Below are 25175 nucleotides of genomic sequence, written 5' to 3'. Positions count from 1 at the left end.
TTGAAAGACCTCTGTTGAAAACTAAACAACTCGAGGCGCAACCGCAGCCTCATCCGAGCAACGTACGCAACTCAGCGTTTTCAAGAACAGCAGTACGACGAGGATCGTGCATCGCAGTTTGAAGCATGGCATGAGCCAATTCATCGGAAGTTACACCGATGGACGGCATCAGCCTTTGGAGCGGTTTGAGAAGATAATCACCCTTCTTCCACGTGTTCCTCGGCCCCGACGGCGCAATATAGCCTGGACGAAAGGCGAATTTCCTTTCGAGGTCAGATGCAAATAGCTTGCTCTCCGCTTCGCCCTTAATCTTCAAAGCAAAGGACATGCCGCCGCCAACAGACCCAGCGCCTTGAGCGGAAAACAAGCAGAACGTCACACCGGGCGCAGACCTCTCGCAAGCCACCAGCAAAGCGCGCATCCAATCGACTGTGATTTCCTCGTATTCTGTTCGACTGACGCGCGCGGAATAAGTGGCAAGGCAATGGAAGACGGTGTCGATGCCATCAAGATAGGCTTCGATGGCTTGGGTATCGCCGAATGCTGCAAACCTCACATCGGTCAGCTTTGGTTGATTCATATTGCATGGCCTGCGCCCAAGTGACACGATTTCGCGCGCAGTTTTTTCGTTCAGCAATGCCGCAAGTACCGAGGAACCCACCATCCCCGTCGCACCGGTCAGCAAGACGCGTCCAAGTGGTCGTGTTGTCTTGTCAGGTGGATTGGGCACGGCGCTCTGCCTCGGCTTTCAAGCCGCGATTGAAAGCTTGGTAACCTTCCACATATATCTTTGCCAATCGTCCGCCCATCAGGAAAGTGATGCCCCCCATGATTTCATCGGATTGTAAGAAGCGAGTTTTGCCACCCTCCAACGGCTCAACACAAAAGTGGTGGTTATCGCGAATGCCACCCGGCCCCTTCTCAGCCCAGAAAAACTCCGTCCCCTGCACGACCGAGATGGTATGATCCAAGGTGGTCAGTTTCTCCTTTGATGAATCAAGCTGAAAGTCGACGGTGATTGTCGATCCATCCTTGATCTCTCCGTGGATGCCCACAAGGAACGCCGCCCAGTCCTTGTAGTTTGGCGTGTCGGTCAACGCCGACCAGACCACGTCCGGCGGCGCATCGATCACAATATCGGTGTGGATTTTGTAATGTGAGAGGCTCACTTTTTCCGATGATCCGGTTTCCATGACAATCCTTCCTTTGAAGGTCTCAGGCGTTCTGTGGTGATACGCGATCCCCGCCCTGAATTGTGATCTGCCCAAAACGATCCCGCATGCGCTTGGATCGAAAAAGGTAGATCGAGATGATGATGTAATTGACACATTCCTGGGCGAAGTTCCGGTAGCGATCCGGATTTTCCAACATGTCTAAGGTTTGCACAGCACACATCGTGGCAAGCGCGGTGAACATGACCAGCATGGCAATCGGAGTGACGCTCCAGCGCAGGACGTATCCGGCCAGATAGGTGGCACCCGAAGCGGTGATCAATATCCAATGGAGAGACTGCATGCCCGGCGGAAAGGTCGAGTTTTGCAAAGGCATAAGCGGCGCCAGCCCGGTGAAGTATTCAAGAAACCCGAGAAGTCCCCAGCCCAACATGATAGCTGAGGCGAGCACGATCAGATACTCGAACCCCCGCGAGAGTCGCTGCATGAACCTGTTCATCCCCGTCCCTCAGATCGTGAATGTCTGGTCGGTCATCTCTTCCGAGAGACGCCACAAACGTTCGGTCAAACCGTAGTCTTCGCAAATTGGATTGCGGATCGCGATCCCGGTCTTGCCACTCATTTCTTCGGGGCCTGTAGGGCCGTAGTACTCGCCGCCTTTGACCTGATCAGACAAAGCGGCGAACAGAGATGGCCTCGCAGCGTCTTCATTGGAGTGCAGAAGTTGTGCGACTTGTGCCTTCATGTTAGCGCGCGTTTCTTCGTCCAAATCGTTGAACAGACCGGAGTCCGACCCGCCCGGATGCACAGTTAGCGACTTCAGCAACTTGCCCGAAGCCTTGAGTTGACGGTCCAGTTCGTCGCCGAACAGAAGGCAGGCGAGCTTTGATTGACCGTAAGCGACACCACCGTCCCGGTCGCATGTAAGATCGTCAAAGTGAATGTTCGCGTTCTTGTGGGCGATACTGGAAAGCGAGACGATCCGCGATGCGGGGTCGTCCAGGAACATGTCGATCAGCAGTGCGGTCAGCAGAAAATGTCCCAGGTGGTTGGTTGCGAATTGCAACTCGACACCATCAGCATTTGTTTGAGCTGAGTAAAGCAGAATACCCGCGTTGTTTATCAGCACATCCAGCTTGGAGTACCGGGCGCGGAAAGCCTCAGCGAACGCGCGAACCGAAGTCAAATCACTTAAGTCCAGCACGAGGATGTCGATTGATGCGGAAGGAATTCGCGCGAGAACGTTTGCTTTGGCGGCTGCGGCCTTTTCAAGGCTGCGGCACGCCATGACGACGTGAAAACCTGCTTCGGCCATACCGACTGTCGTTTCAAACCCGATTCCATTGTTTGCACCGGTGACGATCGCGACTTTTCCAGATTGTTTAGACATCTCGCATCCTGACAAATTGACATATTGTGATTGATTGTCAATGTTGACACTAAGCGCTCATTTGTCAATATGTAAATCATGAAAGATCGCTACGACTACATCCTCGAAGCCGCGAAGCAGCTTTTTCTTCGCTACGGCGTGAAGCGAACGGGCATGAACGACATCGCCCATGAAGCGGGCATCTCGCGGCAAACACTATACAAAGCATTCGCAAACAAGGATGAGGTGCTGCAGGCCACGATCCGATCGCTGGCAGACAGAGTCGTTCTGGATATCGAGGCCGGTCTTAAAAAAGCTGACGGACTTGGAGCACAACTTGATATCGTCTTCAAATATGCCGTCATTGAGCACTATGATTTCTTGCAGTCTTCGCCCAATGCCGAGGACATCATCGCTGGCGTAACTTCGACAAGTCAGAATGAGCTGGAGGCCGGTGCAAAGCGAAACACCGAGATCATCGCGCGTGTCCTGGAGCCGTATTCGAGTGCGATTGAAAGCTGTGACCTGACTGTTGATCAGTACGCGGATTTTATCCAGCGCTCTTCAACAGCGGCCAAGTACAGCGCAAAGAACAAGAACCACTTGATCGGATTGCTGTCCGCTTTGCGAATGTCGGCGTTGAAAGTCACCAGCAGCGTTTAGACGGGTTAGGCCCATAGCAGACCTTGAACAGAAAATTGAAATGCTGCGTTGGCAGCCCGCGTTGCCGACATTGGCGGCAAGCGCACAGTATCGATACAGTTCTGAAAGCTACCTAGGGCGGTCTGGGGCGTGGGGGTTACGCGTTATCAAGCTTTCTATTTCGTTTATTGCTGCAACCGGCAAGGCACCGAAGGTCAATGCCGCTGAAATACCCTCAATTTGTTCTTCTGTCCGAGCGCCTGGAATCGGTATGTATGTTTCAGATTGGCCCCAAATCCACCCGAGAGCCCCCTGCACAAGCGTTCGGCCATTTGTAGTCAGTAAATCGCGAACCGCATCGAGTTGTCGCATGAAGTCTGGATTTGCCCTGCCATCCGTATAGTACTCCATCCAGCTTTCGCCGGATGCGCGCACATCATCCGATGCGATAACGGTATTCTGATGGTACTTCCCTGAAAGCAGCCCCATCGCAAGTGGTGAGCGGATAAGGGACAACAGTCCTTCCTCTTGGACAACCTGTTGCATGCGAGGCGCATCGAAAAAGACGTTCATCACGTATTCGACCGCCTTGAAACCATCCCTGGACGAGGCCGTCCTGGCGTTTTGGGAATAGTCAGTGCTCCAACCATAGGCGCGCAACTTCCCCGCCTCTTTTAAACGGTCCAGTTCGTCAAACACGGCCTCGGCCTGGTCTATTGGCATATCGTTCACATGCAACAGCAAGAGATCAATCCGATCCCGTTCCAGCCGCGACAGACACCCATCTAGGGCAGGGCCTACCTGAGCTGGGGTGAAGGGGTCAAATGAAATCTGCCTGCTCGCTTCATCGATCCCAACCCCAATCTTTGTGACAATCAGGGTGTCGGGTCGATGCTTGAGCGCTTTGCCTAACAAACGTTCCGAATGCCCCGCGCCATAGGCGGCAGCGGTGTCAAAAAGTGTGATTCCACCATCCAATGCGGCGTGGATTGTACGAATGGAGACACCGTCGTCCGATCGGGTGTAACCCAACGACTGCTCGCCACAATACATTTTGCCACCAATCGGCCAGCACCCCATGCCAAGGGGTGAGATTTCGGTTTCGAGAAAGTTCATGTGTGAGTCTCCTGACTGATACTTCAGAAGAAACGCCATCACAGTCTTTTCATCAACAATATAAAATGTAAGTTTCATTTCATGTATGAAAGCTACTTTGACTGGGACAACCTGCGGCTTTTTCTTGCGGTTGCCAGAGCGGGCGGGCTTGGGCCAGCAGCTGAACAGACCGGCAAGAGCGCACCCACACTGGGTCGGCGCATGATCGAGTTGGAACGCAATCTGGGAACTGAGTTGTTTCACCGTAAACCGCGTGGGTACGATCTGACTGAGGACGGACAAGCGCTGTTGAAAAAAGTCGAACGCATCGAAGCGCGTGTCCTACCTGTCACGGAAAGCGGCCTTGCCACCTCACCACCGTTGGTTAAAATTTCGGCCGGGACCTGGGTGACAAGGATTTTGATCAGCGCTGTCGGAAGACTTACGGGATCAATGTCAGTTCGGCTGCGTTTCATCTCGTCAGAAGACCTACTGAACATCGGGCACAGGGAAGCCGCGATTGGTATTCGAAATCACCGGCCAGAAGAGATAGGCTTGGCCGGTCGCAAGATCGGGCGAGTTCGGTTTGGAGTCTATGCTGCGGATGAAAGCATTTCGACCTGGGTTCGCGTGATGTCCAAAACACCCTCGGCCAGATGGGTGAGAGAGCATTCGCAAGAGGACGACGCCATCGAAGTTACGGCGCCACAAAATGCGCTTGAGCTTGCAAATGCAGGTCTTGCCCGAGCGGTTCTGCCAACTTTCATTGGAAACACGCAGCCGGGCCTGATACCAGTGTCACCTTTGATTGACGATCTGGAACATGATCAATGGCTCGTCACGCATCATGAAGATCGGTTTCTTGCTGAGGTGCGGCATGTCATAGATCGCGCTCATGCTGTGATGTCGGAAGCTTGTGAAAACGGTTGAACCGATGTTGGCTGTTAGCACTATTCGCCCAACAGTTCCATCAACCGCGCGTAAGCTGTTTGGCCGCGTCTGAAGGTTGGCAGACGGAAAAACTCGTCCGGTGCATGTTGGTTTTCATCCTCATGTCCAAAGGCAAACATGACAGCGTGCAAACCCAGTTCGTCCAGTAAGGTCGACATCACAGGGATCGAGCCACCAACGCGGGTTTTATAAGCGGGTTTGCCGTAAACCTCTTCGAGAACCTGACCCGCGATGGCAGTTGCGTTGTGGCCAGCAGGTACAAGAAATGGGTCCGCGCGCCCAGGGTTGCGCGATACCTGAGCGGTGACACCCGGCGGGCATTCGGCCTCGACATGGGCGGAGATCAGATCAAAGATCTTTTCAGGACTCTGATTAGCGACCAAGCGACACGTGATCTTAGCCGAAGCAACCGCGGGCAAAACGGTCTTTGTGCCTTCCCCTTGCCAACCGCTGGTCAGCCCATTGACCTCAAGCGTCGGACGTGCCCACAGATTTTCACGTGTGGAATATCCTGGCTCGCCCAAGGTCTCTGGTGCTCCAGTCTGGGCAAGATAGGCCGCTTCATCCCAAGGCACCCGCGCAATTGCCGTGCGATCTTCATCGGTCAGCTCGATGACATCGTCGTAGAAGCCATTCACCGTGATCCGACCATTGGTCGATTTCATACTGGCCAGCAACTGGGCAAGCGCCATCGCGGGATTTGCGACGCCGCCGCCATGCATGCCAGAATGCAGATCGGATTTCGCGCCCTGAACCGAGATCTCAAGTGAGGTGAGCCCTTTCAGACCCAGAACCAGTTGCGGCGTCTCGGTATCCCACTGACTTCCATCGGCTGAAAAGATCATATCGGCCTGAAGTCGGTCGAGGTTCGCTTCGATAAAGGGCGGAAGGTCGGGCGATCCGATCTCTTCTTGGCCCTCAAAGAAAAACCGCACGTTCACAGGCAGCTTCCCAGTCTTCGCCATCAATGCCTCAGCCGCAAGGATCGGTATTAACATTGCACCCTTGTCGTCGGTCGCCCCACGCCCGTAAATCCGATCGCCGCGGATCGTCGGCTCGAACGGAGGTGAGGACCAGAGCTCAAATGGTTCGGCTGGTTGCACGTCAAAATGGCCATAGATCAGGATTGTAGGCGCATCCGACCCGGCATGCAGCCAATCGGCACAGACCACCGGATGGCCTGCTGTCTCCATCATCTGAACGTTTTCCATTCCCGCCATAACCAACCGATCAACCACCCACTGCCCGGCCTTTCGAACATCGCCCGCGTTTTCGGGTTTGGCTGATACCGATGGAATACGAATGAAGTCGCACAGCTCTTCAACAAAGCGCGATTGGTGTGTGTCGAGATATTCGGTCCAGCTCATTCCATGCCCTCTCTGATGCTGGCGCCTAACTTACGAAACTGGACGTGGCCCGCAAGCCTACGGAAATCAGTGCATCCTGACCCCAATGTAAAGCCAAACTGACGACGCCTACAGAACTGCGAGATCAGGGCGTAAATAGGCCTCAGGGTAAGACATTGGTTTAGATGGCCCTCGGGGAACAACGCCATTCCAACTGCGCCCGAAATATCCCTGGCGGCAATGCACAAGGGATCCGGAGTTTGCAACGCCGGGCAGTGCATACACACGGCATAGCCAACGCCATAAGTATGGATAGTCCAATATCCGCGCTCCGTTAAGCTTCATCCGCACATAGTAGACGGGATCATGGCGATAAAGCGTAGGGAACAGGCGCAGATCGGCCTCTGTGAAGTGAATGCCGGTTAAAAAAGGCCTGCCATCAGAAAGGAGCTGCTCCAATTGTTCAAGTGCCTCGAAATAGGCGTCAAATGCTGCCGTATAGATCGTTTGATCGGACGAAAATCCGGCCTTGTAGGCGCCGTTGTTGATCGCGGTGTAGATCAAGTCATTCAAGTTATGGATGTGTTGGCGCAGTGCTTCGTCGTCCGGGTAAAGCCTCACGCGCCTCTTTGCTGGGATGGTGCCGCCAAGGGACTCTGCAGAGGCATCCAACATGCGGATAATTTCGGCGCTTTCGTTGCTCACGATTTGGCCTGATTTCTTATCATAAAGGATCGGCAGGGATTGCTCTTCGGAGCCTTCGGCACGGTAAATATCTTTGGCAAGGCGCAGTCCTCTGCCAGTTCCGGTCTCTCCGGTGCACTCTGGCAAGGTCTCGCTTGTGAGCGAAGCAATGCGGTTGGGTGCGAACTCCCACAGGTTCGGTCCTTCTGGATCGTCTTTGCCAGTGCGGTTGGGAAATGCCACATCCATCGTGACGCCGTCCTGCAACCCCAGAACACTGCGCGCCAAGGTCACGCGATGACACCACGGGCAATTCAGCGCCACAAACAGGTGATATCGGTTGGGTTCTGCAGGAAAATCCGGATCGCCAACGGCGTGGCGAAAGCCGCTGACGCCGCGCACAAATTCACCCCGTGCGCGGCGCTCAGTGATGGCAGTCTGGTCTTCTTCAATAGATGTGTCGATCATGACGTCAGCATCATCCTCTGAGTCTGTGATGCAAGATAATTGGTACGGCCAATTCTTCTTCATCACTCAAGTGGCGTTCCAGAAACGCTTTGATCGCTTTGCTTGTCGCATGGAGCTGCCCGGTCTCATCATAGGCCTGGGCCTCATCCAGAGCAGACAGTTTGATCACACGGTTCGCTGCGCGGGTGAAATCATCCAACACCTTGTTCAGATCGGCGTGATCCTGTTCCAGAAGCTCAAGCCCCGCATCAAATCGCGGGTCTGCAGTCGACAATTCAGGGAAATAGCTACGATCTTCCCAGCCGTGATGACCATGCAGGCTCCCGACCAGGTTGCCGCCATAGTGGGACAGCCGCCCAGCATAATCGTCCAACCCCAAATCGTTGTTCAACACATTTTCCGTGTCCAATCGAATACGTTCCGCCAAGTGGTGGAACATCAGGTGTGCGCCGAGCCAATGCTTGGTTTTTTCTTTGAACCCAGGGTGCGCATCCCAGCTGTCGCGCGGGTATTTTTCCAAGAGAAACCGCATTTCTTTCGGCATATCGTCTTGGCGGATAGTGTATTTATCGAGCATCGGTCGTCTCCTTTCGTGACATAGGTGGGAAATCGGATCAGCCTCACCAGTAGCGCAAAACGCACAGTGACTATGCGTCAGCGAACCCCCGCAAAGTGCATGCCGCCTTGATTAGCGATCGCGTATTTAAGTTGGTGATGTCACGTTGCGTGAAGTCAGACAGGCTGTCTTCGCCGCAAACGCCAGCGTAGACCTGCATAAATTGAGCGGTTATACCAGAGTTTCGCGCGAACCGTTACGCACCGACCTTCAATTCAAACACTGGGTTGTAATGCACGCTCTAGTGCGCGCTTCTCCGTTGGCCATTCAGATTAGAAGTGCGGGGCAAAAAAAACGCACCCCGCACCAGCTTCTAACGACCGCCCGCTTTCCCGGGCATGTTCATCCGCTTGGCCGTTCGTCGTGGCATTTTCATGCGCAGGTCACGCGGCGGTTTGGCTTTGGTCTTCACACGATTCGCAGATTTCGATGTGTCCTCCGCAGCAGGAAGGGTTCGCACAAGGGCGATTTTTGGTGGCTTAAAGGGCATATTGCACCTCATGACAAAAAGAAGCTCAAGTCGCGCAGATGCACGACTACGAATGCCCACAAGGGGCTAGCGTCGTGTGTCCATTGTCAGAGTCCTCCGCAGGAGTGTTTCGGTGCGCATTCTGCCATTTAGGTCAGCGCGCGGCGGGATCAGAAAGTATGCTGGTCCATTGTCAGAATATCCTTTGCGAGTGTTGGGAGCGTCTCAGACAACCGAGTATCTGTCAAACCTGTTCAACGAACAGCGACATTTGTCGCCTCGCTTCCGAGCGCGGCCCTGAACTGCGGTTGGTCGATCGGTATCATTGCAATTGCGCGTGGCGTCAGAGAAGAAAATTTCTGCTCAACCAAAACAGACTGCAGTCCTGCATCAAGAACCTTGAGACTACCCCAATTGTTCATGCGGGCATTTCTTAGGCTTATTGCTGATCAATTTCGAATGCTCGGCGATCAAGTCAGCCAACTCTGGCCGGCATGAACCGCAGTTCGTTCCCGCATTAAGGGCGTCTCCGATATCGTCCACATTGATCAAACGCTTGTCGTGAATGGCGCGGATAAGGGTTTTTAATCCGACCTCGAAACACGAACAGACGATTGGCCCGCAGTCCTCAGAACCAACAGATGACTGGCCAGACAGAATCTGCTGAGGCGTTACCTCAGGCAAAGTTGCCAAATAGTCTCGCATCAGGGTGATAGGTCGGCGCGAGACGAAGAGCACTGCCAGAATGCGCTGACCGTCTGACAGCGCAATTCTATAAGAGCCGCGTTTGGGATCTTCTACTGAAGTCGCCGTTGCATCCGGTAAACTAAACCAAACGCGAGCGGTCTTTTCCCAGTCTTCAATAATCTGGTTCCCTGCCAACTCCATCCTGTAGCCGTTGGTTGTTCTGGCTGTCGCCGAATACTCTGCTTCAGGGAACGCTGCATCGGCTGAAACGGCGAAACCGTACCATGCTGCTCTCATACGTCGAACAGATACCGCTGTTGATTTGCTTTCCGGCTGACCAGAAATCGGGTCAGTTACACTAGGAACTATCTCGTTTACACGGGCCGACGGTGCCGTTTCTCCGGTCCAATGAATGGGCGCAAACACATTGCCACGCGCAATAGATTCCGTAATGCGAAGCCGAAATATGCCGCTTCCGACTGAACTACTAACTTCGACCAAATCGGCAGGACCAAGCCCCAGTTGATCAACGTCCTTTGGGTTCATTTCCAAATAGGGCTCGGCAAGGTGGGCCGATAAACGAGGCGACAATCCGGATCGGGTCATGGTGTGCCACTGATCCCGATTTCTCCCTGTGTTCAACAGGAAAGGGTAGCGTTCTGATGGCTCTGCCTTGGGCGTTCGAAGAGTGACCGGCACAAACCGCGCCTTGCCATCGGGATGAAAAAACTGCCCGTCTCCGAAGAAACGACCGTCAGTTTTCCGCGATGCCGTGGGCCATCGTGTCGGGCACATCGCATCATAATCTTCGTCGTTGATGTCCGAAAAGCCAGCAATCTCAAAGTCTTTGCCAAATGAGACGGCAAGCGAGGACATGTTCGCATATTCCCTAAAAATCTGCGCCGCAGACTCATAGCTGAAGGCCTCGGCCCAACCCATGCGGCGGCCAACCTCGGCCAAGATATCCCAATCCGCACGTGCCTGTCCCGGAGGGGTCAGAACGGCGCGTTGCCTGCTGATCATGCGGTCGGAATTGGTTGCTGTGCCGCTTTTTTCGCCCCATCCTGCTGCTGGAAGCAATACGTCTGCGAGACGCGCGGTGTCTGTTTGGGCAGTCAGGTCGCTTACAACGGTGAATGGGCAGTTTTTGATCGCCGCCTTGACTCGATCGGCGTCCGGCATCGTGGCCGCTGGATTGGTGTGGATGATCCAAAGTGCTTTGATCTGTCCATCTTTAACGGCGCGAAACATGTCGACAGCTTTGAGCCCTTGCTTTTCTGGCAGGATGGGCGCTTTCCAAAAGTCCCGGACGGCTGCTCTGTGGGCCTCGTTTTCGATATCCAGGTGACACGCAAGCATGTTGGCCAGACCGCCGACCTCTCGACCACCCATGGCGTTTGGTTGACCGGTAACCGAGAACGGGCCCATCCCTGTGCGTCCGATGCGTCCCGTAGCCAGATGGCAGTTCAGGATCGAGTTGACTTTGTCTGTTCCGCTGGAGGATTGGTTTACGCCTTGACTGAAAATCGTAACAACCCGCTCGGTTCCAATCCACAGATCGCAAAACGCTTCGATTTCACCTGGGGTAAGTCCGGTCTCATCCGGATCATCAAGCTGTGCGAGTTCGAGGGCTTCAGTGTACCCTACGCTGCGATCCAGAAAATCCGGTGCCACATGCCCCGATTGGTGAATTCTGCTCAGCAAGCGGTTGAACAATGCCACGTCACTGCCGGGTTGCAACGCCAGATGGAGATCGGCCTGATCGCAGCTGGCTGTTCGGCGCGGGTCGACAACCACAATCTTCGTACCGCGCGCCTGACGCGCAGCTATGACGCGTTGATAGAGAACGGGATGGCACCATGCGAGGTTTGAGCCAACCAAGACAACCAAATCAGCCTCATCCAGATCCTCATAAGTCCCGGGCACGGTATCTGTGCCAAAGGCGCGTTTGTGTCCGGCCACAGTTGACGCCATACACAGTCGAGAATTGGTGTCGATGTTGGCCGACCCCATAAAACCCTTCATCAGCTTGTTGGCGACGTAATAATCCTCTGTCAGCAACTGCCCCGAGACGTAAAATGCCACGCTGTCCGGTCCATGGTTCTTGATTGCGGCAGAAAACCGATCTGCGACCAGTTGCAGCGCGTTGTCCCAGTTTGTGTCTCGGCTGAAGGCGCGAGGAGCCAGCAACCGATGTTCCAGCCCAACTGTTTCGCCCAAAGCCAATCCTTTCGAGCACAAACGCCCAAAATTCGCTGGATGATCCGGATCGCCGCGAACGGTCAAGCCTCCGGCCCCATCGGGCCGCAAAAGCACACCGCAGCCGACCCCACAATAGGCGCAGGTCGAGCGAACTTCAGGCAGACCACTTCCGTCCATCAGGCGGCGCTCCGCCGGGTAACTGCGCTGTCGTCTAACAGGATACGGTCGTTAACAATGCGCACGGGATAGATGGTGATGCGGCCATCATCCGCGCCTTGCGCCTCGCCCGTATTCAGGTCAAATACCCAATTGTGCAAAGGACAGGTCACCGACTGTCCGTGCACGATACCCTCAGACAAAGGACCGCCCTTGTGCGGACAGCTGTTGGTCGCGGCATAGACCTCCACCTCGGCAGTACGGAAGACAGCGATGCAGCCGATATGCGTCTTGACCAGACGCGCCCCACGCAAGGGAACCTCGTCGATATGTCCGATGTCGATCCAGCTCATTCTGCGGCCTCCAGCGTGAAATCTGCAATTGGCGCGTAGGTTTGCGCTTTTTCTTTGACGTGTTCGGCCCACGGGTCTTTGCGGTAGATGTTTTGCGACAGTTCGAACCGCGCGACGAGGGCCGCGCGATTTTCAAGGTCGTCCACGACCTGCACCTTGACCCAGTCCATGCCCACCTTACCCAGCCATTTATATAAACGGTCCAGATACTTGCCGCCTTCGCGATAGGCTTGGGTGACGGCCATCACAACCTCGATGGCTTCGTCTTCGGTGGGAATCTGACAGAGTAGCTCGGTCTCTTTGACATCCATCCCTGCGGCCCCGCCGATGCTGATCTGATAGCCAGATTCGACGCAGACCACGCCGATGTCCTTGCAGGTCGCCTCGGCACAGTTTCGAGGGCAGCCAGATACGGCCAGCTTCAGCTTGTGCGGCGTCCACGACCCCCACAGGATTCTTTCAAGCTTTATGCCAAGCCCGGTGCTGTCCTGAGTACCAAACCGGCAATGATCGGTGCCGACGCAGGTTTTGACCGTGCGCAGACCTTTGGAATAGGCGTGGCCAGAGACCAGCCCGGCTTTGTTCAGGTCTGACCACATGGCGGGCAGATCTTCGCCTTTGACGCCCAGCAGATCGATCCGCTGACCGCCCGTGACCTTGACGGTGGGAACATCGTATTTATCCGCCGCATCTGCAATGGCGCGCAGTTCGTCGGGCGTGGTGATCCCGCCCCACATACGCGGTACAACGCTGAACGTGCCATCCTTCTGGATGTTGGCGTGTTTGCGTTCATTGACGAAACGGCTTTGTGGGTCGTCTTGGTATTCCAGCGGCCAGTCGGCCAGCAGGTAATAGTTGATCGCGGGCCGACAGACATGGCAGCCATTGGGCGTCATCCAACCCAGTTCCTGCCAGACGGCAGCCTGACTTTTTAACTCCTGCCCTTTGATCAGGCGTCGCACATCCTCATGAGTCAGGTCGGTGCATCCGCAGACCGGCTGCGCGGCGGGCATCTGGAACGCGTCGCCCAGAGTGACCTGCAACACTTGCTCAACCAATCCTGTGCAAGTTCCGCAGGATGCACTAGCCTTGGTGGTCGTGCGCACCGCGCCCAGATCACCCGCCCCCGCATTGATCGCCTCGACGATGTCACCTTTGCATACGCCGTTGCAGCCGCAAATCTCCGCCTCATGCGGCAATGCTGCAACGGCTGAGAGAGGGTCCGCAGTGTCGCCCCCCTGATATGCGGGTCCGAAGATCAGCGTCTCGCGCATTTCTTCTACGCTGGTGCCGTCTTTGATGAGGCCAAAGAACCAGCTGCCATCAGTAGTGTCACCATACAAGACCGCGCCGACCAGCCGATCCTCTTCAATCACAAGCCGTTTGTAGACCCCGCGCGAGGGGTCGCGGAACACGATATCCTCGCGCCCCGGCCCATCCGCAAAATCCCCCGCACTGAACAGATCGCAGCCGGTGACCTTCAACTTGGTCGAGAGGGTTTTCTGAGCAAACGCAGCCTCTTCACCCAACAAAGCCTGCGCAGCCACTTTCGCCTGATCGTAAAGCGGCGCGACAAGACCGAAGACCGCCCCGTCATGTTCGACACATTCACCTACCGCAAAGACATCCGGATCCGAAGTCAGCATCTGGTCATCCACATGGATACCGCGCCCGGTGGCCAGCCCAGCCTCTTGCGCCAGAGCTGTGTTGGGGCGGATACCCACGGCCATGACAAGCAGATCACATGGCAATTCGGTCCCGTCGTCCAGAAGCAGCGCGCGGACCTTTCCGTCCTTTCCGAGGATTTCTTTAGAGTTCGCCTGCAGGCAAATCCTGATGCCTTTGTCTTCCAGCGATTTCTTCAGCAGGTAGCCTGCGGCCTCGTCCAGCTGTCGCTCCATCAGGTGGCCCATGATATGCACCACCGTCACGTCAACGCCATGGGCAGCCATACCCGCGGCGGCCTCGAGCCCCAGCAAGCCGCCGCCGATCACGACCACCTTGTTGTCAGGGCCCATTCCCATCATCTGAATGGTGTCTTCCAGATCGCGGTAGGCAAACACACCCTCCAGATCATGCCCTGGCAGAGGGATCATGAACGGGTTAGACCCGGTCGCAATCACCAGCTTGTCATAGGGAACGTGGCCGTTCTGACCTTCGACCACCTTCATCTCGCGGTCGATCTTCGCGACCTTTTCACCAAAGCGGCAGGCAATGCCCCGCGCGGCATACCAGGCGTCGTCATGGGTGACGATCTCTTCATAGGTTTTCTCGCCCGACAGTACCGGGCTGAGCATGATACGGTTGTAGTTCCCGCGCGGCTCGGCATTGAACAGGGTGATGTTGAACGCATCCGGCGCGGCGTCGGTCAGGTGTTCCAACACCCGGCCGGAGGCCATACCCGCGCCTATGACAACAAGTCTTTGCTTCATGATTTCACTCCGCTGCAATCGCCTTGGGGGCGGGTGTTTTTGGCTTGGCGCCATGTTCATATTCTTCGAGGAAATCGAGGACTTCCTGCCGGTAAGCATAGTAATCCGGGTGCTCCAGAAGGGCTTTGCGCGTGCGCGGACGCGGCAGCTCAACCTTGGTGATCTTGCCGATGGTTGCCTGCGGACCGTTGGTCATCATCACCACGCGATCAGCCAGTAAGATCGCCTCATCCACGTCGTGGGTAACGCAGATCGCAGTGACCTTGGTGCGGGACCAGACCTCCATCAAGACTTCCTGTAATTCCCATCGGGTCAGGCTGTCGAGCATGCCGAAGGGCTCATCGAGCAACAGCAGTTTGGGGGACAAAGCAAAAGCACGGGCGATGCCGACGCGTTGCTTCATGCCGTTCGATAGGTCGCTTGCGGATTTGTCCATCGCGTCAGCCAAACCGACGCGTTCCAGATAGTATTCAACAACATCCTGACGCTCGGCCATGCTGGCCTTTGGATAGACCTTGTCCACCCCAATCGCGACGTTCTCCATGGCGGTTAACCATGGGAACAGGTTGGGGGATTGGAACACCACCGCGCGTTCGGGATCGGCCCCTTCGACGTGACGGCCATCCAGCTTGATCGCGCCTTTCGAGATGTCATTGAGCCCAGCCGCCATAGTAAGAACCGTGGACTTGCCACAGCCTGAGTGGCCAATCAGCGAGATGAACTCGCCCTTATCGATCTTCAGGTCGAAATCCTCGACCACGGTCAGAGGGCCTTTGGGCGTCGGATACACCTTGTGAAGCTGCGAGAAGTCGAGGAAGCGGTTGTCGATCAGCCCCTTTTGCGCCTCGGCCACTGCCGTTGGAACACCGTGGATTGGGGTGACATCCGGGAGGATACGCGAGCCTTCGACCTTGGCCTCGATCCCCACATCCATCAGGTATTTGGTAACGTCCGCGCGCAGGCGTTTGAAAGTCTCGTCATTGTTCATCGCAGCGCGTTCGCGCGGACGCGGGATTGAGACAGGGAATTCCTGCCCCAGCGTGCCATCCGGGTTCAGGGCAATGATACGGTCGGCCAGAATGATCGCCTCATCAACGTCATTGGTGATGAGGACACAAGTTTTCTTGTCGGCTTCCCAGATATGTTCGATCTCATCGGCCAGATTGGCGCGGGTCAGCGCGTCGAGCGCCGACAGAGGCTCATCCAGCAACAAAACCTCGGGGTTCATCGACAACGCACGCGCCACGTTGACCCGCTGGCGCATCCCACCCGACAGCTCTGCCGGTCGGCGCGTCGCGGCGTGACTGAGGCCGACCATCTTGACGTAATGCGCGACTTTTTCGGCCTTCTCGGTCTTGCTGAGACCCGGAAATACCGTATCCACCGCCAACCCCACATTGCCACTGACCGTCAGCCAGGGCATCAGCGAGTAGTTCTGGAAGATCACGCCACGCTCAGGGCCCGGCCCTTTGATCGTAGTGCCTTTGAAGGTGACCTCTCCGCCGGTTGGGGTGTCCAGCCCGGCCATTAGATTGATAAGGGTGGTTTTGCCGGTGCCGGAAAAACCGAGGATCACCAGAAACTCACCCTCTTGCACGTTAAGATCGATGCCTTTCAGCACATCCGTGCGAGCGGTGCCTTCACCGAAGGATTTCGAGGCGTTCTTGAAACTTAGGATGCTCATCGCACTCACCGGTTGTTTGTGAAGGTAAACAGGGATTGCAGCGCGTACATCACCCGGTCCAGCAGGAAGCCGATGATACCGATGGTGAAGACCGCAACCATGATCTTGGCGAGCGAACTGGAGGAACCGTTCTGGAACTCATCCCAGACAAATTTGCCCAGACCGGGGTTCTGCGCTAGCATTTCCGCCGCAATCAGAACCATCCAGCCGACGCCCAGTGACAGGCGCAGGCCGGTGAAGATCAGAGGCAGGGCCGAGGGCAGCACCAGTTTGGTGATCTTGGTATAGGTGTTCATTTTCAGGACTTTGGAGACATTCACCAGGTCCTTATCGATGGAGGCCACACCCAGAGATGTATTGATCAATGTGGGCCATAGCGAACACAGGGTCACGGTAATGGCCGAGATCAGGAAGGATTTCGCGAACCAACCGTCATTGGTGACGTAAACGGCCGAGACGATCATCGTGACGATCGGCAACCAGGCCAGAGGCGAGACCGGTTTGAAGATCTGGATTAGCGGGTTTAGGGCTGCATTTGCAGTCGGAGACAGGCCGGCCGCGATACCAAGTGGGACCGCGATGACGGTGGCGATCAGAAACCCAAAAAACACTGTTTTGATCGAAGTCCAGATTTGCTGGTAATAGGTCGGAGCACCCGTGAAGGCGACCTCTTTCACTTTCTCCGGCTGGCCAGCGTCAATGAATTTCTGATTGCGCTTCTCGACCATGGCCTCGAACTTCGCGCGTTTGGCCGCTTTGGCCTTGGCATCCTGGTTCAGGCTGACCATCTCTTCCCAAACCTGCGCCGGCCCCGGAACCGCGCCGAGAGAGGTCTGCACCTTGGGGGCCAGCGTTCCCCACAGCAACAAGAAGGCGCAGATCGACAACAGAGGCACGATCAGCAACCGCCAGATCTCGGTCATCTGTGCGCGCGGGTTGTCCCCGGCGGCGGCTTTCAGGACCGGGGTAGCCCAGCTGAGACCCAGAACCTGGAACCATTTGTCGGCTGCATTGATGCGGGTGAAAAGGCGGGCGCGACGTTCCTCTCGGGCAGCGTCTGCGTTGAATTCGGGATCGACCGTTGTCATCTGATGTGTCCTTGCGATGGCGGGGCACTTTGGGGGCTGCGCCCGGCGCGGGCCGGGCGCAGGATTTGGGGAATTAGCCTTGCACGTCCGAGCCGATGATCTTCTGCTCGCCCTTCAGGCCTATGGACAGGCTTTCGAGATAGGCGTTGGGTGTGCGTCCGTCGTAAGCGACGCCGTCAATGATATCCTCGGCCGGGGTCGGCGCTTTGTAACCATCGCTGTCCCAGGGGAAGTCGGCTTCATTCGCCAGACCTTCGTCGACCAGCAAGCGGGCGGCTTCCAAATAGATCTCGGGTTTGTAGACGGACTTGGCGACCTCGTCATACCAGCTGTCGGGCTTGGACTCGGCAATCTGCCCCCAGCGGCGCATCTGCGTCAGGTACCAAACGGCGTCCGAGTAGAACGGATAGGTCGCGTTGTAGCGGAAAAACACGTTGAAATCGGGGACCTCACGCTTGTCGCCCTTCTCATACTCAAACGTGCCGGTCATCGAGTTGGCGATAACCTCATAGTCCGCACCCACATATTCAGCCCGGCTCAGAATCTCGACGGCTTCAGGGCGGTTGGCATTTTCGTTCTCGTCCAGCCACATCGCTGCGCGGATCAGGGCCTTGGTCACGGCCAGAGTGGTGTTGGGGTACTGTTCTGCGAACTCGGCATTGAGACCAAAGACCTTTTCGGGGTTGTTCTTCCACAGCTCGTAGTCGGTAATAACCGGAACGCCGATACCCTTGAACACAGCCTGCTGATTCCACGGCTCACCCACGCAATAGCCATAGATCGTGCCGGCCTCCAACGTGGCAGGCATCTGCGGTGGAGGGGTCACCGACAGGAACACATCCGCACCAATCTGACCGGTCACGTTTTCAGGGCTGTAGTAACCCGGATGCAGACCACCGGCGGCCAGCCAATAGCGCAGTTCGTAGTTATGGGTCGAAACTGGGAAGACCATGCCCATGTTAAAGGGCTTGCCTTCTGATTTGTACTTCTCGACGACCGGGGCCAGAGCCTCGGCGCTGATCGGATGCTGGGGACGGCCGTCGTCCATCACCGGGATGTTCGGCTTCATCTCTTCCCAAATCTCATTGGACACGGTGATGCCGTTGCCGTTCAGGTCCATTGAGAATGGCGTGATGATATGGGCTTCGGTCCCATACCCGATGGTTGCGGCCAATGGTTGTCCAGCCAGCATATGTGCGCCGTCAAGCTGTCCGTCAATCACGCCATCCAACAGCACCTTCCAGTTTGCTTGTGCTTCCAGCGTCACGAACAGGCCTTCGTCCAGAAAGTACCCATTCTCATAGGCGACCGCCAGCGGCGCCATGTCGGTCAGTTTGATAAAGCCAAAGGTCAGCTCGTCTTTTTCCAGTTCCAATTCGGCCAGTGCTGGAGACACAAGCGCCGTCGTCGCGGCGAGGCCTAAAAGAAGCTTTTTCATCTCGATCCCTTTCGGTTCAGCCCAACCCCATGGGCAAACAAAAAAAGCCGCCGACACAGTCCGCCGGGAGGAGGTGGCGGATGGTCGAGCGGCTTTGCTCTTCTAAGGTGCCCTGGATTGTGGGCGAATTCCGTCGGTGGGCGTCGTTGCCTTCCGATGTCCCGATTAAGTCAGACGCGCAGTGCGACGTCATCATTTTTTGACATCTTCACTTCGAGAATTCTGCAGCGCAGCAAAAAGAGATGCTGCGCTGCAAAAAAATTGTGCAATCTTACCCTGCGGGCTCGAAAATGCGCCGGTCGAAGAAGACGTTCCGAGATAGAATCAGGCTACCATTGGCTGAGGCAACTGCCGTCGACTCAGACAAAGCTCCTTCAAGTTTCTCGGATGCGCCGGGTGTTTCCACACCAAGCCCCTGCAACTCGCGACGATAGAGATCACTTCGAAAGACTTTAGCTGCTTGTCGTTCCGCTGTCCCGACGTCCAGCCCGTTTCTTAGCGCCAATTGATGCGCGACCCATTTGGCCTGACTACGCCACGGGAAGGTGGCAGCACCGTCAAAAAACTCGACAAACCCTTCCACACTGCGTTGCTCGCCGCGTGCAGATATGGCGAACTCACCCATTAACGCTCGGTCGATCAGCTCGGGTGAGACATTGAGGTAGGTTTTGCGTGACAGCATCTCGGACGCGGTTGTTCGGCTGTCCGTGTTTGACAGCCAGCGTCCCGCACGCCATACGGTCCGCATGAGACTTCCCAGCAAATGCGGTTCCGTCTCGGCCCAGTCGTTTCTGACTGCCAACACCTTTTCAGGTGCACAAGTCCAGATCGCCTTTCCGGGCAACAGCAGTGCGCCAACACTGTCGTCCACTGCGAAGGAGCCCCAAGGCTCGCCCACGCAAAAGGCATCGATCTCGCCTCCCGCAAGCGCCTGCGCCATGAGTGGCGGCGGGACGGTGCGGATTTCGACCTGTTTTGAGGCCAGTTTGGTTCCCGCAATCCAATAGCGCAGCAGCTCGACATGCATTGAAAATGGGAAAGGCACGCCAAACACCAAGACTTCATCGGCAGCTTTTGCCAGTGCAGCCCCAGCCGCAGCGGCATCGGTGAAATCAAAACCATAGCCCTGGTCGATCAGTCGCTCGGCCAATTGCGTTCCAACACCTATAACATTGCCGTTCAAAGACAGGACAGATACCGCAGATAGCGGTGTCGCGATTCCACCAAGACCCAAAGCCATCGCAACGGGGACAGGCGATAGTAGATGCGCCGCGTCCACATGCCCAAAGGCCAGCATATCGCGCAAAGAGGACCACGATGGCGCCGGACGCAGGTCCAGCGAGATGCCTTCAGCATGGTCGAACCCCATTTCGCGCGCAACGATCAACGGGGCCGCGTCGACAAGCGGCATATACGCGACGGGCAGTGTTACGGTTCTCATGACAACAACCCCGAAGCAGTGACCAAGGCTTCTGCCACCTCGGCGACACGGCGGTTTTGGTTCATCGCGGTATTTCGGAGTAGCGCATAGGCTTCGTCTTCCGAAATGCCCTTGGCTTTCATCAGCAAACCTTTTGCGCGGTCGATCACTTTACGCTCTTCAAGCGCACGGCGGGTTTCTGCAAGTTCAGTCCGCATCTGGCGCAACACCTGAAACCGAGCGATGGCGGTATCGATAACAGGTTTAATTCGCTCAGCTTGCAATCCATCGACAACATAGGCCGATACACCGGCCTCAACAGCAGCTTTTGCCAATCCGCCTGCGGCGCCTGAGACGAACATTGCCACGGGTCGTTCCAATGGGCCCGAAGCAACGGTAAGTTCTTCCAACATATCTCGAGAGGGGTTGTCGATATCAATCAGGACAATATCTGGGCTATGAGTAGCAATTTTCCTTGCCAGCCCGGAGACATTGCCGATTACAGAAACGTCTACGTCTCCGGCCTCTTTAAGAGCATCTACAATCGCAAAGGCTCGTTCTTGGTTCTGCTCGACTACAACGACAGTTAGATGTTGGTTCATAGGGTCACAAGTTAGGCCAAGGCGCATTGGTAGCAATTCCAGCGCCATTTAATGCTTCATCAGGCTGCCGTTCGCCCAATTTTTCAGCTTGATTTCACACTTAGCGGAATAGCTGCACAGTTTTTCTACGTGCCATCAAAGAAATCCGTGATAGCACATCGCATCATTTTTTGGTTTTTCAGTTGCGCTACCAGTTTGCTTGAGGCAACAGATTCCACTTCCATTTGCAGATCAAAACCGAAGGTCCGCTTTGACAACTAATACAATGTGTTCCCGCGCCTGCAGCAAATGACCGCTTTCCGCCGATTCTTTAGAAAAGCAACGTGTTCTGGAGCAGAAGTAACGGCACAGCCAACTCAGCCGCACTTGTTTTTGGGGCTAGTAGGATTTGGACAAGCCAAACGCCTCTGGCGATCAGGGGTAAGACGCTGCCTTCCCCCTCGGGCAACCCTATTAGACAAATCCGTGTCTTCGGCTGCGCTTGCGGGCCGCACTACTATTGTCGAATAACATTGCGTCGCCCCCAAGCGCGTTCGCCACGTGGCAGAGCAGCAGGAACAGGCGCCTCCGGCGTCTGATCTGCAAATCAGCCCTGGTTTTCTCGAAAGGAAGTCAGGATCAACTAAATCGGTCCGGGTTCTGGATGAAGGAAGGGACGCGAAAACGGCAAGGCTCTGTCGCTGCTGGCAGAACTATGTGTCGCCTTACAACAAGGAAATGTGGAACTTCACTGATCGTGGACTCAATCGACAACCAAAACCTCAACAAAGCGGTCGATCACGTCATTCAATTCTGACCCAAACGTCAAGCATTTCTGACCCAATACGAGTAACCGCCATTCAACGACGCTGCTGTTAGTGTCTCAAAAGAGCACAGTTTACCGTCCATCTTTCCGAATAGAATAACCGCTACTCCCGCTTTGAGGTTCCCGAAACCCAGAACTCGTTTCGCCTAGACCTGACCCGCTCGGACATAAAATCGACGAAGAGCCGGACACGCGTGGTGTTTCTAAGATCACGATGCAGCAATAGCCAAATGTTTCGGTACGGTATCGGCTTTTGGAAGGGCGCACGGATCAGATCGGGATGGCGGTCGCCAAGATTGCACGCAAGATAGGCCATGCCAAGACCGGACGCCGCCGATGTGATCAAGGGCACAAGTTCTGAAACACGATGCTTAAGCCGGGCTTTCGGATAGTAACTGTCTTTGATCCATTTGGCTGTAGTGGCCTCTTCTGGCTCATGCCAACCGATGAAATGCAACCCCTCGCCGCCATTGTCGCAGATCCGTTCGGCGTAGTCTCGCGTGCAATAGGCTGCTTGAGACATCTGGACCAACTTTCGCCCGACCACATCGTCCGTCACCTCATCCGCGATACGCAGGGAGATGTCAGCCTCTCGTCGCATCAGGTCTCGGATGTCGTTGGTGAAGTTCAAGCTCAGGATGATGTCTGGGTAAAAATCTGCGAAGGCGGCAAAATCATCCATCAACGATGTCATTGCCAATCCATGGGGAAGAGTAACGTAGACCGTGCCCGAGGGTTGCGCATCTCTGCCAACAATGACGCGAGACGCAGCGGTCATTTCAGCTTCTACCCGTTCGGCGTGAGGCATCAGATCTTCGCCGAGCTGAGTCAGGGCGAGGCCGGTTTTTGAGCGATCAAACAACCGGCTGCCGACGCGTTCTTCCATGACTGAAATCCTGCGCGTCAGCGTGGTGTGGTTCACCTGAATACTGTCAGCTGCCCCCCGAAGAGTTCCGGTTCGGGCAACCGCCAGAAAGTACTTCAGATCGTCCCAGTTCAGGGAATGGCTTTCCTTGATCGACATACATCTTGTGTTTCATTTTTGAAACACTGTGTCCAGAAATACCTATCTACAGATCATTTGTTGGCCATCCTATCTTGGGCGCATCAATCGCAAACCCAAGGACCATACCCCATGAACCAAATACAATCTGTATTGATCACAGGCGCAAATGGCGGACTGGGCCGCGAGGCGGCCCGACAGCTTGCACTGCAAAAGGGCATATCCAAAGTTTATCTGGCTTGCCGCAACCCAACGAAGGCGGAAGCCGCAATAGCAGCGTTGGAACGTGAGACCAGGCGCAAAATCTTTGAAATCGTCCTGATGGACGTGACCGATCCGGCTTCGGTTCGCACCGCTGTAGCCAAACTTTCCACCCCGATCGACGCCGTAATCCTGAATGCAGGCGGCACGGGTGGGCGGCATCCGAACAGCCTCACCAGCGATGGCGTGACCAACATCTTCGCCACCAATGTTCTCGGCCACGTGGTGTTGGTAGACGCATTATTGGAGCGTCAGTTGGTAACGTCCACAATTCTGTATGCCGGATCCGAAGCCGCACGCGGCATTCCCAAAATGGGCATGCGTTGCCCGGACTTGTCCGATGGAACAGTCGACGAATTCAAATCAATCGCTGATGGCAGCAAGTTCGGCCCCGAGGGCGATCCGATGCAGACCTACGGCTACGCCAAGCTCACCGCGACCCTGTGGATGGGAGCGATGGCACGTCAGCACCCCCATATTCGCTTTGTCACAATGAGCCCGGGTGGTACCGCAGGTACCGCTGGCTTTGACGACCTGCCGTTATAAAACGTATTGTCTTCAAACATATTGGCGGCGTTCTGATGCCCATATTCGGGATGATGCACGGCGTTGAGGCTGGGGCAAAACGGTATCTGGACGGTTTGCTGAACCCGGAATTCAAGACTGGCCACTTCTACGCCAGTCAAACCGGCTATCCCACCGGAGCAGTCGTGGATCAAGCTAGCATCGACGGGGCTCTGTCAGACGTCACCACTCAGGATAACGCGAACCAGGCACTACGTCAGTTCGCCTGAAGCAAAGGAGAAATGAAATGGAAACCACACTGAACATCTTCGTCATACTCGCAACCATTATGCTGTCGGGTCTCGGCATCATGTCCATGTTCGCCCCCCGGCGCATGGTCGCCAACTTTGCCATCGAGCCGGTCGGCACCGCCGGACTCAGCACGATCCGCTCGGTTATCGGCGGGCTGTTTCTGGCCTCAGTTACCTTGTTGGTGATCGGTCTGACCACAGGGCAGACACTGGGCTTCGTAGCTGTTGCGATCCTGATGGCGGTTGTTGCTGTCGGACGTATTGTGGGAATTCTTGCGGATGGGTTTGACAAGGCAGTTCTGCCACCGTTGGTCGTTGAACTTGTGATCATCGCGGTTTTGCTGTCAGCCTACTACCAGCTCTCCTACTAATCGCCTTCGAAATAGATGGATGGTGGCCAGAGTGAAGTGGCCGCAGTCCAATCAGCCCATCATTATTCGCGCCAGCTAGCATTCGAACAGTTTCCGCTTTGTCCCGTATAGCGACCGGATCAGATCACGGGACCGAACATTCCGGATATCCAAATCTGTCATTCGTGAGGGGCACAAAGAATGTCAGCGACGAGCCCTAAGAAATGAATGCCGTGAACTGCTCGAACTGATAGTTCGATTTGACATGCAACATTATTGTTGCATGATGAAGCATGAGCGTTCATTTTGATCCGCAACTAAGCATTCTTTTCAACGCCCTTGGCGACACCACGCGGTTGTTGATCCTTGAAGAGCTGAGAAAGCGTCACGACCAGACGCTTTTCGAACTTTGTGCTCGTTTGTTGGAAGAGCATTCAGTCACAATTTCCAGACAAGGCATAACTCGACATCTGAATACGCTTGAGCAGGCAGGTCTGATCACCACGACTTGGCGAGGGCGCACAAAAATTCACACCCTGGTGGCCGCGCCGATCGCGGATGCGATCAATCCCTGGGTGGACCTATATTCACAAGGAGACGCACTATGAAAATGTACATGAAGAGCATTGCTGTGGATGATCAGTCTAAGGCGCTGGATTTCTACACCAACAAACTTGGGTTTGTTGTGAAGCACGATATCCCGATTGGCGAACACCGTTGGCTGACATTGGTATCTAAAGAGGATGCCGAAGGAGTGGAGTTAGGCCTTGAGCCGAATGTGCATCCGGCGAGCCGTGCCTATCAGGAAGCACTTATGGCTGATGGCATTCCCGTTTCGGCCTTCAGTGTTGACGACATTGAAGCTGAGGTTGCCAAACTCGAGGCGGCAGGCGTCGAGTTTACGCAACCCCCAATTAAGGCAGGCGGCGCGACAATGGCAGTGTTCGACGACACCTGTGGCAACCTTATTCAGATCGTTGAGTTGCATGTCTGACCGTCAAGAATAGCAAACCCGTCAGTTAGACGACGTGGCTATGCAAGACTTCGATGTCAGCTTTGGTGGCGGA

Annotated in this window: 24 protein-coding genes; 7 read left to right on the top strand and 17 right to left on the bottom strand. The window is 55.4% G+C overall.

The features are described from left to right. Nucleotides 1-49: 49 nt before the first annotated feature. Genes I5192_RS13330 through I5192_RS13315 form a run of 4 tightly spaced genes read right to left on the bottom strand, consistent with a single transcriptional unit; the run spans nucleotide 50 to nucleotide 2562 of the window. Nucleotides 50-685 carry an NAD-dependent epimerase/dehydratase family protein gene (locus tag I5192_RS13330; protein ID WP_223117042.1) on the bottom strand — a complete coding sequence of 212 codons (636 nt, stop codon included), beginning with the start codon at nucleotides 683-685 and terminating at the stop codon, nucleotides 50-52. A gap of 28 nt (nucleotides 686-713) precedes the next feature. Further along, on the bottom strand, nucleotides 714-1193 hold the full coding sequence (locus I5192_RS13325) for an SRPBCC domain-containing protein (protein WP_170624990.1): 480 nt from the start codon (nucleotides 1191-1193) through the stop codon (nucleotides 714-716). 22 nt (nucleotides 1194-1215) lie between these two features. Continuing rightward, nucleotides 1216-1659, bottom strand: a complete 444-nt coding sequence (locus tag I5192_RS13320) for a hypothetical protein (RefSeq protein ID WP_223117041.1) — start codon at nucleotides 1657-1659, stop codon at nucleotides 1216-1218. Between the two features lie 21 nt (nucleotides 1660-1680). Continuing rightward, nucleotides 1681-2562: an oxidoreductase gene (locus I5192_RS13315; RefSeq protein WP_223117040.1), complete on the bottom strand. Its 882-nt coding sequence runs from the start codon at nucleotides 2560-2562 to the stop codon at nucleotides 1681-1683. A gap of 78 nt (nucleotides 2563-2640) precedes the next feature. Here I5192_RS13315 and I5192_RS13310 point away from each other — a divergent pair, with 78 nt between their 5' ends. Beyond that, nucleotides 2641-3204, top strand: a complete 564-nt coding sequence (locus I5192_RS13310; RefSeq protein ID WP_223117039.1) for a TetR/AcrR family transcriptional regulator — start codon at nucleotides 2641-2643, stop codon at nucleotides 3202-3204. Between the two features lie 108 nt (nucleotides 3205-3312). On the opposite strand, the gene I5192_RS13305 is transcribed toward I5192_RS13310, so the two are convergent. Beyond that, on the bottom strand, nucleotides 3313-4263 hold the full coding sequence (locus I5192_RS13305) for an aldo/keto reductase (RefSeq protein ID WP_255612150.1): 951 nt from the start codon (nucleotides 4261-4263) through the stop codon (nucleotides 3313-3315). Between the two features lie 117 nt (nucleotides 4264-4380). Between I5192_RS13305 and I5192_RS13300 the strand changes: the two genes are divergently transcribed. Next, on the top strand, nucleotides 4381-5208 hold the full coding sequence (locus I5192_RS13300; protein WP_170597666.1) for a LysR family transcriptional regulator: 828 nt from the start codon (nucleotides 4381-4383) through the stop codon (nucleotides 5206-5208). A gap of 20 nt (nucleotides 5209-5228) precedes the next feature. Here I5192_RS13300 and I5192_RS13295 read toward each other — a convergent pair whose 3' ends face one another. The 12 genes from I5192_RS13295 to I5192_RS13240 all read right to left on the bottom strand — a co-directional run bounded on the left by I5192_RS13295 (nucleotide 5229) and on the right by I5192_RS13240 (nucleotide 22703). Continuing rightward, nucleotides 5229-6596: a dipeptidase gene (locus I5192_RS13295; RefSeq protein WP_223117038.1), complete on the bottom strand. Its 1368-nt coding sequence runs from the start codon at nucleotides 6594-6596 to the stop codon at nucleotides 5229-5231. Between the two features lie 108 nt (nucleotides 6597-6704). Then, a complete protein-coding gene (locus I5192_RS13290; RefSeq protein WP_223117037.1) occupies nucleotides 6705-7727 on the bottom strand; it encodes a glutathione S-transferase C-terminal domain-containing protein in 1023 nt (340 codons plus the stop codon). Nucleotides 7728-7737: 10 nt separating this feature from the next. Further along, nucleotides 7738-8304 (bottom strand): hemerythrin domain-containing protein, encoded by a 567-nt coding sequence (locus I5192_RS13285; RefSeq protein WP_170567349.1) that lies wholly within the window; start codon nucleotides 8302-8304, stop codon nucleotides 7738-7740. Between the two features lie 913 nt (nucleotides 8305-9217). Next, nucleotides 9218-11878, bottom strand: coding sequence for a nitrate reductase (locus I5192_RS13280; RefSeq protein WP_223117036.1), 2661 nt, complete (start codon nucleotides 11876-11878; stop codon nucleotides 9218-9220). Further along, nucleotides 11878-12210, bottom strand: a complete 333-nt coding sequence (gene nirD, locus I5192_RS13275) for a nitrite reductase small subunit NirD (protein WP_223117035.1) — start codon at nucleotides 12208-12210, stop codon at nucleotides 11878-11880. Before nirD ends, I5192_RS13280 begins: the two co-directional genes overlap by 1 nt. Then, nucleotides 12207-14642 carry a nitrite reductase large subunit NirB gene (gene nirB, locus I5192_RS13270; protein WP_223117034.1) on the bottom strand — a complete coding sequence of 812 codons (2436 nt, stop codon included), beginning with the start codon at nucleotides 14640-14642 and terminating at the stop codon, nucleotides 12207-12209. The genes nirD and nirB overlap by 4 nt, the downstream gene beginning before the upstream one ends. Before the next feature lie 4 nt (nucleotides 14643-14646). After that, nucleotides 14647-16326 carry an ABC transporter ATP-binding protein gene (locus tag I5192_RS13265; RefSeq protein ID WP_223117033.1) on the bottom strand — a complete coding sequence of 560 codons (1680 nt, stop codon included), beginning with the start codon at nucleotides 16324-16326 and terminating at the stop codon, nucleotides 14647-14649. A gap of 5 nt (nucleotides 16327-16331) precedes the next feature. Continuing rightward, entirely contained in the window at nucleotides 16332-17414 is a 1083-nt protein-coding gene (locus I5192_RS13260; protein ID WP_170424685.1) for an ABC transporter permease, read from the bottom strand. Between the two features lie 73 nt (nucleotides 17415-17487). Continuing rightward, a complete protein-coding gene (locus I5192_RS13255; protein ID WP_170392818.1) occupies nucleotides 17488-18852 on the bottom strand; it encodes a CmpA/NrtA family ABC transporter substrate-binding protein in 1365 nt (454 codons plus the stop codon). A gap of 271 nt (nucleotides 18853-19123) precedes the next feature. Then, complete coding sequence (locus I5192_RS13250) at nucleotides 19124-20293, bottom strand: ABC transporter substrate-binding protein (protein ID WP_170407176.1); 1170 nt, start codon at nucleotides 20291-20293, stop codon at nucleotides 19124-19126. Continuing rightward, nucleotides 20290-20874, bottom strand: coding sequence for an ANTAR domain-containing response regulator (locus I5192_RS13245; RefSeq protein WP_170424691.1), 585 nt, complete (start codon nucleotides 20872-20874; stop codon nucleotides 20290-20292). The genes I5192_RS13250 and I5192_RS13245 overlap by 4 nt, the downstream gene beginning before the upstream one ends. Nucleotides 20875-21782: 908 nt before the next feature. After that, a complete protein-coding gene (locus tag I5192_RS13240) occupies nucleotides 21783-22703 on the bottom strand; it encodes a LysR family transcriptional regulator (RefSeq protein ID WP_223117032.1) in 921 nt (306 codons plus the stop codon). Between the two features lie 111 nt (nucleotides 22704-22814). Here I5192_RS13240 and I5192_RS13235 point away from each other — a divergent pair, with 111 nt between their 5' ends. The 5 genes from I5192_RS13235 (at nucleotide 22815) to I5192_RS13215 (ending at nucleotide 25102) form a co-directional block, all read left to right on the top strand. Then, nucleotides 22815-23489 carry an SDR family NAD(P)-dependent oxidoreductase gene (locus I5192_RS13235; protein ID WP_223117031.1) on the top strand — a complete coding sequence of 225 codons (675 nt, stop codon included), beginning with the start codon at nucleotides 22815-22817 and terminating at the stop codon, nucleotides 23487-23489. A 35-nt stretch (nucleotides 23490-23524) separates the two neighbouring features. Then, complete coding sequence (locus I5192_RS13230; RefSeq protein WP_223117030.1) at nucleotides 23525-23737, top strand: hypothetical protein; 213 nt, start codon at nucleotides 23525-23527, stop codon at nucleotides 23735-23737. A 17-nt stretch (nucleotides 23738-23754) separates the two neighbouring features. Then, a complete protein-coding gene (locus tag I5192_RS13225; protein WP_223117029.1) occupies nucleotides 23755-24129 on the top strand; it encodes a DUF4345 family protein in 375 nt (124 codons plus the stop codon). A 272-nt stretch (nucleotides 24130-24401) separates the two neighbouring features. Beyond that, the gene (locus I5192_RS13220) at nucleotides 24402-24716 is read left to right on the top strand and encodes a helix-turn-helix transcriptional regulator (RefSeq protein WP_223117028.1); all 315 of its coding nucleotides are present in this window, start codon (nucleotides 24402-24404) and stop codon (nucleotides 24714-24716) included. After that, nucleotides 24713-25102 carry a VOC family protein gene (locus I5192_RS13215; RefSeq protein ID WP_223117027.1) on the top strand — a complete coding sequence of 130 codons (390 nt, stop codon included), beginning with the start codon at nucleotides 24713-24715 and terminating at the stop codon, nucleotides 25100-25102. Before I5192_RS13220 ends, I5192_RS13215 begins: the two co-directional genes overlap by 4 nt. Nucleotides 25103-25175 lie beyond the last annotated feature (73 nt).

This window comes from Ruegeria sp. SCSIO 43209, from assembly GCF_019904295.1.
Taxonomy (GTDB): Bacteria; Pseudomonadota; Alphaproteobacteria; order Rhodobacterales; family Rhodobacteraceae; genus Ruegeria.
Note: the sequence above shows the minus strand (reverse complement) of the source record. Positions and strands in the feature narration are given on the sequence as shown.